At 65.4% G+C, this 9,273-nt stretch carries 15 protein-coding genes and 3 tRNA genes; 9 read left to right on the forward strand and 9 right to left on the reverse strand.

Annotated elements, in window-relative coordinates:
* Positions 1-12: 12 nt before the first annotated feature.
* Positions 13-414, reverse strand: a complete 402-nt coding sequence (locus tag KDB89_RS04490; protein ID WP_219083668.1) for a VOC family protein — start codon at positions 412-414, stop codon at positions 13-15.
* Between the two features lie 71 nt (positions 415-485).
* Here KDB89_RS04490 and thpR point away from each other — a divergent pair, with 71 nt between their 5' ends.
* Both thpR and KDB89_RS04500 read left to right on the forward strand, forming a co-directional pair.
* Positions 486-1,058, forward strand: coding sequence for an RNA 2',3'-cyclic phosphodiesterase (gene thpR, locus KDB89_RS04495; RefSeq protein WP_219083669.1), 573 nt, complete (start codon positions 486-488; stop codon positions 1,056-1,058).
* A gap of 11 nt (positions 1,059-1,069) precedes the next feature.
* Positions 1,070-1,151: transfer RNA gene (locus KDB89_RS04500), tRNA-Leu, on the forward strand.
* Between the two features lie 112 nt (positions 1,152-1,263).
* On the opposite strand, the gene KDB89_RS14740 is transcribed toward KDB89_RS04500, so the two are convergent.
* From KDB89_RS14740 to KDB89_RS04515, 3 genes are read right to left on the reverse strand one after another with little or no spacing between them, the layout of a single operon-like run.
* Positions 1,264-1,602 (reverse strand): transposase, encoded by a 339-nt coding sequence (locus tag KDB89_RS14740; RefSeq protein ID WP_219084196.1) that lies wholly within the window; start codon positions 1,600-1,602, stop codon positions 1,264-1,266.
* A gap of 12 nt (positions 1,603-1,614) precedes the next feature.
* A complete protein-coding gene (locus KDB89_RS04510) occupies positions 1,615-1,758 on the reverse strand; it encodes a hypothetical protein (RefSeq protein ID WP_219083670.1) in 144 nt (47 codons plus the stop codon).
* Between the two features lie 46 nt (positions 1,759-1,804).
* Positions 1,805-2,041, reverse strand: coding sequence for a transposase (locus KDB89_RS04515; RefSeq protein ID WP_219083671.1), 237 nt, complete (start codon positions 2,039-2,041; stop codon positions 1,805-1,807).
* Between the two features lie 250 nt (positions 2,042-2,291).
* On the opposite strand from KDB89_RS04515, the gene KDB89_RS04520 reads away from it, so the two are divergent.
* Positions 2,292-4,115 carry a DUF262 domain-containing protein gene (locus KDB89_RS04520; protein ID WP_219083672.1) on the forward strand — a complete coding sequence of 608 codons (1,824 nt, stop codon included), beginning with the start codon at positions 2,292-2,294 and terminating at the stop codon, positions 4,113-4,115.
* A 97-nt stretch (positions 4,116-4,212) separates the two neighbouring features.
* On the opposite strand, the gene KDB89_RS04525 is transcribed toward KDB89_RS04520, so the two are convergent.
* Positions 4,213-4,776, reverse strand: a complete 564-nt coding sequence (locus KDB89_RS04525) for a helix-turn-helix domain-containing protein (protein ID WP_219083673.1) — start codon at positions 4,774-4,776, stop codon at positions 4,213-4,215.
* 80 nt (positions 4,777-4,856) lie between these two features.
* On the opposite strand from KDB89_RS04525, the gene KDB89_RS04530 reads away from it, so the two are divergent.
* Positions 4,857-5,006, forward strand: a complete 150-nt coding sequence (locus KDB89_RS04530; protein ID WP_219083674.1) for a hypothetical protein — start codon at positions 4,857-4,859, stop codon at positions 5,004-5,006.
* A gap of 1 nt (position 5,007) precedes the next feature.
* Here KDB89_RS04530 and KDB89_RS04535 read toward each other — a convergent pair whose 3' ends face one another.
* Entirely contained in the window at positions 5,008-5,661 is a 654-nt protein-coding gene (locus KDB89_RS04535) for an IMPACT family protein (protein WP_255556205.1), read from the reverse strand.
* Positions 5,654-6,133, reverse strand: coding sequence for a thioredoxin-dependent thiol peroxidase (gene bcp, locus KDB89_RS04540; protein WP_219083675.1), 480 nt, complete (start codon positions 6,131-6,133; stop codon positions 5,654-5,656). Before bcp ends, KDB89_RS04535 begins: the two co-directional genes overlap by 8 nt.
* 103 nt (positions 6,134-6,236) lie before the next feature.
* Here bcp and KDB89_RS04545 point away from each other — a divergent pair, with 103 nt between their 5' ends.
* Positions 6,237-6,563, forward strand: coding sequence for a DUF3618 domain-containing protein (locus KDB89_RS04545; RefSeq protein ID WP_219083676.1), 327 nt, complete (start codon positions 6,237-6,239; stop codon positions 6,561-6,563).
* Positions 6,560-6,883 carry a GroES family chaperonin gene (locus KDB89_RS04550; RefSeq protein WP_439654868.1) on the forward strand — a complete coding sequence of 108 codons (324 nt, stop codon included), beginning with the start codon at positions 6,560-6,562 and terminating at the stop codon, positions 6,881-6,883. Before KDB89_RS04545 ends, KDB89_RS04550 begins: the two co-directional genes overlap by 4 nt.
* Positions 6,884-6,887: 4 nt before the next feature.
* On the opposite strand, the gene KDB89_RS04555 is transcribed toward KDB89_RS04550, so the two are convergent.
* Entirely contained in the window at positions 6,888-7,646 is a 759-nt protein-coding gene (locus KDB89_RS04555; protein WP_219083677.1) for an alpha/beta fold hydrolase, read from the reverse strand.
* Positions 7,647-7,714: 68 nt separating this feature from the next.
* On the opposite strand from KDB89_RS04555, the gene KDB89_RS04560 reads away from it, so the two are divergent.
* A complete protein-coding gene (locus KDB89_RS04560; protein WP_219083678.1) occupies positions 7,715-7,906 on the forward strand; it encodes a hypothetical protein in 192 nt (63 codons plus the stop codon).
* 9 nt (positions 7,907-7,915) lie between these two features.
* Here the strand turns inward: KDB89_RS04560 and KDB89_RS04565 are convergent.
* A tRNA-Arg gene (locus KDB89_RS04565) sits at positions 7,916-7,988 on the reverse strand.
* Between the two features lie 60 nt (positions 7,989-8,048).
* Here KDB89_RS04565 and orn point away from each other — a divergent pair.
* Positions 8,049-8,687, forward strand: coding sequence for an oligoribonuclease (gene orn, locus KDB89_RS04570; RefSeq protein ID WP_219083679.1), 639 nt, complete (start codon positions 8,049-8,051; stop codon positions 8,685-8,687).
* A 74-nt stretch (positions 8,688-8,761) separates the two neighbouring features.
* Positions 8,762-8,834 (forward strand) — tRNA-His (locus KDB89_RS04575).
* The last annotated feature ends 439 nt before the right edge of the window (positions 8,835-9,273 follow it).

Here is a 9,273-nt window from a genome sequence, read left to right on the forward strand (position 1 = left end):
TTGAATGTTAAATCAGCTGGGCGTGCCGGCGTCCACGCTCCACGAGACGCCGAACTTGTCGGTCAGGTCGCCGTAGTGGTCGCCCCACATCTGGGGCGCGAAGGGGGTGGTGACGTCCGCGCCGTCGCTCAGCGCTGTGAACCAGGCCCGCGCCGTCTCGAGGTCGTCGCCCCAGACGCAGATCTGGATGTTGCCGGAGGGGAGCTCCTCGCCGCTGCGCGGGTCGTCCGAGACCATCAGGGTGAAGGTGTCGGTGGTGAGCTGGCCGTGCATCACCAGGTCTGCGACCGCCGGGTCGGGGTTGTACTCGGACTGCATCGTGATCGCGAGTTCGCCGCCGAAGACCGACTGGTAGAACATGATGGCCGGCTTCGCCTTGCCTCGGAGGATGATGTAGGGGCTGACTGTCAGCATGGTCGTCCTTTCGTCGTGGACCCGACCCTATTGACCAGGGGTGTCATCGGGCTGAGGTTAGGGTGGACGGCATGGGAGCACGTATGTTCACGGCCCTGCTGCCGCCCGACGAGGTCGTCGGCGATCTCGACGGCCTGCTGGAGCCGCGCCGCGACTCCGACGAGCGGCTGCGCTGGACCCGGCCCGTCGGCTGGCACGTGACCACCTCGTTCATGGGCGACGTCGACCTGTGGCGCGTCGAGAGCCTCGTCGAGCATCTGGCGGTCGCCGCGTCCCACGCGGCTCCCTTCGACGTCGGTCTCAGCGGGGGAGTCGCGTTCCCCTCACCCGACCGGGCGAAGGTGCTCGCGCTCGCCGTCGGGCCGGGGCACGACCAGCTGGCCGCGCTGTCGGCCGGGTGCCGACGCGCGGGGTCCAGGGCGGGCATCGAGGTCGACGGGGCCCGCTTCGTCGGCCATCTGACCCTGGCCCGCACCAGTCACGGATTCAACGCGACACGGTGGCTGGAGGTGCTCGGCTCGTTCCCGCGATGGGCGTGGCGGGCCGACGAGCTGTGCCTCATCGAATCGCTGCAGCGGGGTCGCGAGTACGCGGTAGTCGAGCGGTTCGCGCTCGGCGCCCCCGCGCGCGGTGCCCTAGACTAGGCGCGCTTCGAGCCGACGTGGCGAAATTGGTATACGCGCAGGATTTAGGTTCCTGTGCCTTCGGGCGTGAGGGTTCAAGTCCCTTCGTCGGCACTCGTTGAAACCGCGTTGACAAGGTGTGAAGCCGCCACTGAGTGGCTGCCTCCTTGTGCGTGATCCTCTCGTGCGACACGTCTGCTGCCTGGGCGGACGGTCTCGACTGCGGTTAGCGGTGGATCGCAGCCCTAGTCGGGCCGCTGGTGTGTCTGCTTGCAGTCAAGACATCATCTACAAGCGCCTCGAGTATGCGGCGCAGGTCGTAACGGTATTCGACGTCTGCCAGGCGGTCGTGACGGTCGCACGCGCCCAGTCGGGGTGCCCCCTTCACTGGCTCTTCGGACATCCGGTGGGGGTCTGGGGTGAGCCCACCGGCGGCGAGGAGCATGCGGAGCCGGTAGTTGTGCCGGTTGCGGAATCCTCTCGTGAGGCGTCGGTGGAGCTCGATGATCCCGTTCACGGCCTCGGTGCCGCCGTTGTTCGCGGGCCCGGTGATGAAGTAAGCCAGAAATGCTGAGCGTCAGCGGCGCAGGGTGCGGATGAGGCGGGCGATCTCGGGGATCGGGCAGGTGTGGAACGTGTCGACGACCTTCTCCGCGATTCGCCGCCCCTCGGCGAGGTCCTTCTGGTGGAGGCGGAGCGCGGCTGCTGGGCGCACTGCCATGCGATGAACACCTCGTCGTGCGCGGGATCGGCCTCGATCCCCGCAGTCAGCCGGATCCGCTGCTTGTCGGTGAGGTTCTCCCATCCGGCGCGGAGGATGGTCTGGATCCCGTAAAGCGGTCGCGGGTCCGGCCGCGATGTCCGAGGGTGTCCTGCTGGACGCGGCGGCGGACCTCGTCGATGGCGGCGGTGCCGAGTTTCACGACGTGGAGCGCGTCCAGCACCGCGGTGGCATCCCCGAGTTTGTCGTCGATCGCGGTCTTGTACCCGGCGAACGGATCCAACGCGGCGCCGCACGTTCTTGCGGAAGCTGTCGCCGCGTTCATCGAGCCAGGTCGCGTAGGCCTTCCCGGATCGGCCAGGCACCAGATCCAGCAGCCTGGCCCGCGTCTTCCCGGTGCTATCGCGACTTAGGTCGACCATCCCGGTCAGCTCCTTCGGGCCCCGCTTGCGGGGGTCGACTTGATGCTAGATGTGCGCGGGGTGTTGTCTGGCATAATACTTTGTAAGTCTACCGCGGCTAGGAGCAGAACTTTGTCGTCAGTTACCTCAGATGCTATCCCGATCAAATCGACCACGCGAACAATCCGGGAGTGCTTTGTCTCTTGTCTGTATGTCGTTCCAAACTTCCAACGTCCCTACAGTTGGGATATTGACGAGTTGGATGACTACTGGGCCGACGTGGTTCTGGCGCGGGGAGACTTCTTCTTTGGGTCTACCGTGACGTGGGAGAGTGAGTCCCGGGAGTTGTTCAATAACACTTATTCGATCATCGATGGTCAGCAACGCTTGACAACAAGTGCGATCATGCTGTCGGTCATTCGAGATGCATTTCTTGCTGCTGTTGAAAGTGAAGATGGTATTGGTTCGGGAGACTTGCGTTCTCAGGCGAGAGCGCAGGCTGAGCGAACGCAAAAGTATCTCATGATTGAGGATGACCGCGGGGTCCAACACCCAGTCCTCACCCGTCATGAACCGAATTTTCAGGAGGTGGTTCTGAACCCCAGTGCGATCCCTTCGCACAAGAGATGGAATGGTAGTGCGCGACAGATTGGTGTTGCGCGTGAGTACTTTGAGCGCCGGGTGCAGGAGGCGGTCGATAGTAACTCGTTAGCTGAGGTCATCAAGACGCTTCAGGGACTTCGGGATAATGTACTAAAGGCGCGACTTATTCAAGTGGAACTGACCTCTGAGGAAGACGGGTTCCTTATCTTTGAGACGCTCAATACGCGAGGGGCTGATCTTCGGCTGGCTGACCTTGTTAAGAACCTGCTTGTGCGAGGTAGTGCCACGAAAGTGGAGGACAGGGAGACCGTCTCAAGACGGTGGGAGCAACTGACTGATCGAGTGCAGGGTGAAGATGGGTCGACTGTGAATGTCGATCAGTTCATGTGGCAGTCGTGGAACTCGCGCCGCCCAGCGGTAACTGAGGCTGAACTCTACAAGAAGATCCATGAGTTCGTCGATGGATCAGCGCAGCGGCACCTTGAGTACCTCGGAGAGTTGGAGTTTGACTCGATTGTCTACCAGTACCTCGATGATGTTGGCCTCGTCATTGACAAACAGGCGCTGGATCCAAAGAGCGCCTTGCGCATTCCCGAAGTTGTTGAAGCAATTCGTGCGTTGGCCCTCTTTAATGTCTCCGTGGCCAACTCGGCCATCCTTGCAGTGGTCCGGAAGTATGAGAAGAGTGGCTTGATGCGAAAGCAGGACGTTATTGCAGCGTGCCGCGCTATCGAGAGCTTTCACTTTCAGTTTACGGCGCTGACGAACAGTGGGTCCACTGGGGGTACTCGGGGACGCTACAACAGATTCGCAGTCGAGCTTGAGGAGGCCTCGTCTCGCCAAGCGGTGCAGGGTGCCATCAAGTCGTTCCAGGAGAAGCTTGAGGGAAGTCTCCCGTCGCCTGAGGAAGCCCGAGCGTCGTTTGAGCAGTTGTTCTACGCGCCTAAGGTTCGACTGAACAACGCTCAGAAGCGCCGCTCGCGTAAGCAATTTCTCTCCTATGTCCTGCTGCGTCTCGCCCAGCATCATAAGACGTTGCCATTGGGGCAAGACTTGAGTGTGTGGACCATTGAGCATATCCGCCCTCAGAAGCTCGCTTCTGCTGAAGTAGAAAGTCCGGAGTACTCAATCGGAAATCTAGCATTGTTGACTGATGCTGCGAACAATGATCTGGGTGATGGTGATCTCGCCGCAAAGCGAGCTGGCCTAAATCGGTTCGTTCTTTGGAAGGATGATCAGCTATCGAAATGGATTGACGACAATGAAAAGAGTGAGGTCCAGGTGAGGGATATCGCACTTAGGGCGAAGTTGCTAGCGGTGCTTGCTGTCGATGCTGTTTGGTCGATCAGATAGCCGGTGCCCTTGCCAAGCCGTTGTCTTCATGAAGCGCGGCGCTAACGCTGGCAGGTCTCGTCTGAGCTGCGTGCCCCGCTCAGGCGCAGAAGGCCAACTAATCCTGATGGGCCGACAGTCGCACGTGCATGCGTGCGCCCTCGTCGTTGAAGATGCTGATCACCTGCGCCGGCCTGTTCCCGGCCGCCGACGCCGCGTGCGGGATGCGCGTGTCGTACTCCGCCGCCTCGCCGCGGGTGAGGATGAGGTCCTGGTCGCCGAGGCGCAGGCGGAGCCGTCCCGACAGCACGTAGATCCACTCGGAGCCCTCGTGCGTGCGGAGTTCCGGCAGTTCCCCGTCGGGTGGGAAGGTGATCTTGTAGGTGTGGACGGCCGACGACTCCGGGGACAACGGCACGATGAGCACGCCGTCGCGGCGGATAACGGGTCGTCGGACGCGGGGGTCGGGGGTGTCCTGGGCGATGAGGTCGTCGACCTTGATGCCGAGCTGTCGGGTGATGGGGATCAGCAACTCGAGGCTGGCCTGGCGTTTCCCTGATTCGAGCCTCGAGAGCGTGCTCGCCGAGACCCCCGACCTGTCCGCCAGGTCGTCCAGGGTCCAGCCCCGCGACTTCCGCACGGAGCGTAGCCGTGTGCCGACGTGTGCGAGTTCCTCCAGCATCGTGGATCTCCTTCCGTCGCCGTCTTGCCGGTTCGGCAAGTTTCTTTGCGATTCTACTCCGCTCGGCGGAGCATGGAGACATGAGTGCAGTGAACACGGAGAAGACGACGGAAGCCCCAGCCCCCGCGGATGAGGAGTGGTTCACCGCGGAGGCCGAGGCTGCGAACTGCAGGCGCCTGTTCGGTGACCGCGCGTACGGTCTCGACGGCGGCTTCGTGGTGGGTCGCTGACTCAGCCGACCCAGCGGGAGCCGGTCTCCTCGGCGGTCAGGGCCCCCGCGGACAGCGTGGCCAGCGCGACGCGCAGCTCGTCGACGGATCCGGCGGGCACGGCCACACTGATGTGCGCGCGGTCCGTCCAGTCGACCGAGTCGACGGTGACGGGAGCCCCGGAGGGCAGCGTCAGGCCGCGCAGCTGGTCCTCGACCTGACCCGCGGAGGCGAAGTCTGCGTCGATCCGCAGCAGCGTGGACAGGTGGACCGTTCGGGTGCCCGCCGCCTCGACGGCCTGCGCGACGGCGTCCGTGTACGCCCGCACCAGGCCGCCCGCGCCAAGCTTGATGCCGCCGAAGTAGCGCGTGACGACCGCGACGACGTCCGTCAGCCCGACCCGGTTCAGGGCCGTCAGCATCGGCACACCGGCGGTGCCGGCGGGCTCGCCGTCGTCCGAACTGTGGGCCGTGCGCCCGTCCGGGCCCAGCACGAAGGCGGAGCAGTGGTGGCGGGCGTCGAAGTAGGTGGACCGCCGCCCTTCGATGACGGCGCGCGCGTCCTCCTCGGAGATGACGCGCCGCATATGCGTCAGGAACCGGGACCGCCTGATCTCCAGCTCGACGTCCACCCCGCCTCCCGGGGCGGCATCGATGGTGAGGTAGGAGTCAGACACCGAGCTCGCGGCGGAGCTTGGCCACGTGGCCGGTGGCCTTCACGTTGTACTGCGCCACCTTGACGACGCCCTTGCCGTCGGCGTCGACCTCGATCACGAACGTCGAGCGCAGCACGCCGACGATCTCCTTGCCGTACAGCTTGCGGGGGCCCCAGGCGCCGTAGGCGTTCAGTACGGTCGTCTCGGGGTCGGCCAGCAGCGTGAAGCCGAGGTTGGAGCGTTCGGCGAACTTCGCCAGCTTGTCCACGGGGTCGGGGGAGCACCCGAGCACGCGGTAGCCGGCATCCGTGAAGGAGCCGAGGCTCTCGGAGAAGTCGACGGCCTGCGTCGTGCAGCCAGGCGTCATCGCGGCCGGGTAGAAGTAGAGGATGACCGTCTCGCCGGCGAAATCGGAGAGGGAGACGTCGTTGCCGTCCTGGTCGGGCAGCGTGAACTCGGGGGCCGGGGTGCCGGCCGTCAGTCGTGCGGTCATGGCGGCAAGTGTATCGACTCGCGGCGGGGTCGTCGGCACGTTTGGTGGCGCTGCGGCTGGCCCGTGACTATAGGCTGGGGGCAGACCCTCAAGGAGTACGCACATGGCCAATCCGAACGTGCAGCAGCTGCGCGCCGACCTCGCCGCCAATCGGGCCCGCCTCGTCGGCGCGACCAACGAGGTGGCGGAGGCCATCAAGCCGCAGAACATCGCCAGGGAATCAGTGGCCCAGGTCAAGCAGTTCGCCAAGGCCGAGTTCGACACGGCCACCTCCTCGCTGCGCGACGAGCGGGGGCAGTGGAACTACGAGAAGCTGCTGGTCGTGGGGGGCGCCGTGGTCGGCGCTGTCGTGTTCTTCGCGACGCTCAACTCCGTCGCGAAGCGCCGCGCCGTCTCCGTTGCGGCCCGCAGGGCGGCGATCGAGAGGTGATCGACGCACCCCTGGCCATCCGCATGCTGAATGACCGGGTGTTGGTCGACCCCGACACGGGGGCCGCGGAGCGACGCTCCGGAGGCGGCATCCTCATCCCCGCCACGGTGCAGATGGGTCGCAAGCTCACCTGGGCCAAGGTCGTCGCCGTCGGACCCAACGTCCGGTCCGTCGAGGTCGACGACCGCGTCCTGTTCGACCCGGAGGAGCGCGCGGAGGTCGAGCTCCAGTCCCGCACCTACGTCCTGCTCCGCGAGCGGGACATGCACGCCGTCGCCTCCGAGGGTGCCGTCGACGGCGGGACCGGGCTGTACCTCTAGCCGCTCAGATGCCGATGCCGTCGAGGAAGTCGCCGACGGCCTCGGCGATGGCGGCCTCCGCGTCGGCGCGCGACACCGTCGGGACGCCGTCGCCGGACTGGGGCCCGTAGCGGCCGAAGAAGCTGTGCACCGATCCCGTCACCTCGACGAAGCTGGCCGACGACGGCAGGGAGTCAGCCGCCCCGAGCACGGTGTCGAGGTCGGCGACCTCGTCGTGCTCCCCGTAGAGCGAGAGGACTGGCAGCGTCGTCGAGCTGAGGTCGTCGTCGGGCGGATAGGCGGCCAGCAGCACCAGCCCCGCGAGTGCCTCGGGGTTCTCCGCCGCGTACGAGGCGGCCATGGCTCCGCCGAGCGAGTGCCCACCGATCACGACGGGCAGGTCGCCCGCCAGCTCGTCGGAGACCTGCGTCGCGCGGTCCTTGCCGAGCACCGCGAGGTCGAACGGCATCTCCGGGATGAGCGTCCGCACGCCGCGCGAGGCCAGCGCGTGGCCGAGCCACTCGTAGGCCTGCGGGCGTACCAGCCCGCCGGGGTAGAGGATCAGCGCGACACGCGCCTCCACGTCGGCGGGCTCGATCACCAGCACCTTCCCGCAGGCGTCGACCATCGACACCGACACCTCCGCCTCGTCGGCGGCGACCACCACGGCGTCCTGCCCGACCATCAGCGGCTCGCGGTTGAGGATGGGCCACGCCCAGCCGATGCCGAACCCGATCAACGCGCCGACGATCAGCAGGGACACCACTTTCAGGAAGCGCTTCATGGGCGGAAGTATGCCGCGTCTCCGGCCCCGACCGCCCCACACCGGGTTCCGGAAAGTAGGGTCCAGGGATGGATCGTTGTCCGGGATGTGGGTCGTGGTTGCACCAGGGCGAGGCGTGCTTCGAGTGTGAGGTGGTCGCCGCGCAGCGCTGCGTGTGCCCCAACGCCGACGACGACTGCTGGGGCCGCTGCGAGAACGCCGCCGGATGCGTGTCGATCTTCATGGGTGCCACGACGTCGACCCACTCGGCAGCCGTGTGACCTGCCCGGCGCCCCAGACAGGACTCGAACCTGTAACCGACGGATTAGAAGGCCGTTGCGCTATCCATTGCGCCACTGGGGCTGGCGCGGCTCAGTCTAGCCTCAGTCGCGCGGCTGCCCCGCGCGGACGTATCTTGTAGCCATGAGTGAAAAGCTGGTGTGGATCGACTGCGAGATGACCGGGCTGGATCTGGTCAACGACGCGTTGATCGAGGTCGCGGTGCTCGTGACCGACGGTGAACTGAACCTGCTCGGCGACGGCGTCGATGTTCTGATCAGGCCGACCGACGAGGCCCTCGAGCAGATGGGCGACTTCGTCCGCACCATGCACACCAAGTCCGGCCTCCTCGAGGACCTCAAGGACGGCGTCACCATGGAGGAGGCCACCGCCCAGGTGATGGCCTACATCAAGACCTTCGTGCCCGCCCCGAAGCGGGCCCCGCTGGCCGGCAACACCATCGGCACCGACCGCACCTTCCTCGCCCGCGACATGCCCGAGCTGGAGGAGTGGATGCACTACCGCAACGTCGACGTGTCCTCCATCAAGGAGCTCGCCCGCCGCTGGTATCCGAAGGTCACGCACCTCGCCCCGGCCAAGACCGGCAACCACCGCGCGCTGGCCGACATCCAGGAGTCGATCGAGGAGCTGCGCTACTACCGCGAGGCGCTGTTCGTGCCGGAGCCCGGCCCCACGGGCGACGAGCTGCGCGCCATCGCCGCGAAGCACCGCGGGGCACTGACCGGGAACACGGGCGAGGCGGAGGTCGCGAAGGAGGCCTGACCGCCCCTCGATTTCCCAGCCCCCGCCAGGGTGCGCTATTGTTTCCCAGTCGCCTGACGCTGTCGGGCAGCATGGTGGGTATAGCTCAGGTGGTAGAGCACCTGGTTGTGGTCCAGGATGTCGCGGGTTCAAATCCCGTTACTCACCCTGATGTGGCGAGGTTCAAACCCTTGACCGGAGGAACCGCTCCGGTTCTGGTCTGAACCTCGTCACTTTTCTGTGTCTCGGCAGCCCAGTTCAGGGCATTCGCCTGAACCTCAGGATCGCACAGCGCGTCGTAGGGCCGCTGGTAGGTGACGCGAGGGTCGCCGTCGTCATCGACATAGATCGCGGTGAAGAACGCCTGGTTGCAGAGCCGGCGGTTCGCATCGTCGCAGCGTCGGTAAGGTCGAGCGTCACAGCCTGTTCCACTCCAAGCTCGGACGTCAGCGCGAGGATCTGACTGCTCCTCGTCGGCTTCGTCGGATACGGAACTCAGGCCCGAAGTGAGTATCTGACTAACGGTGGGCAATCTGATCGTGGCAGCTCGTCGGGACTGAAGAGTAGGCCGCTGGCGACGCTCAGGCGGCAGCTGCTCGGCATCTCG

The sequence above is a fragment of the Tessaracoccus palaemonis genome (assembly GCF_019316905.1).
Lineage (GTDB): Bacteria > Actinomycetota > Actinomycetes > Propionibacteriales > Propionibacteriaceae > Arachnia > Arachnia palaemonis.

Bases quoted from the DNA above. Each gene is read 5' to 3' on its own strand.
- KDB89_RS04490 (WP_219083668.1), bottom strand. From the start codon at position 414: ATGCTGACAGTCAGCCCCTACATCATCCTCCGAGGCAAGGCGAAGCCG.
- thpR (WP_219083669.1), top strand. From the start codon at position 486: ATGGGAGCACGTATGTTCACGGCCCTGCTGCCGCCCGACGAGGTCGTC.
- KDB89_RS04510 (WP_219083670.1), bottom strand. From the start codon at position 1,758: ATGGCAGTGCGCCCAGCAGCCGCGCTCCGCCTCCACCAGAAGGACCTC.
- KDB89_RS04525 (WP_219083673.1), bottom strand. From the start codon at position 4,776: ATGCTGGAGGAACTCGCACACGTCGGCACACGGCTACGCTCCGTGCGG.
- KDB89_RS04530 (WP_219083674.1), top strand. From the start codon at position 4,857: ATGAGTGCAGTGAACACGGAGAAGACGACGGAAGCCCCAGCCCCCGCG.
- bcp (WP_219083675.1), bottom strand. From the start codon at position 6,133: ATGACCGCACGACTGACGGCCGGCACCCCGGCCCCCGAGTTCACGCTG.
- KDB89_RS04545 (WP_219083676.1), top strand. From the start codon at position 6,237: ATGGCCAATCCGAACGTGCAGCAGCTGCGCGCCGACCTCGCCGCCAAT.
- KDB89_RS04555 (WP_219083677.1), bottom strand. From the start codon at position 7,646: ATGAAGCGCTTCCTGAAAGTGGTGTCCCTGCTGATCGTCGGCGCGTTG.
- KDB89_RS04560 (WP_219083678.1), top strand. From the start codon at position 7,715: ATGGATCGTTGTCCGGGATGTGGGTCGTGGTTGCACCAGGGCGAGGCG.
- orn (WP_219083679.1), top strand. From the start codon at position 8,049: ATGAGTGAAAAGCTGGTGTGGATCGACTGCGAGATGACCGGGCTGGAT.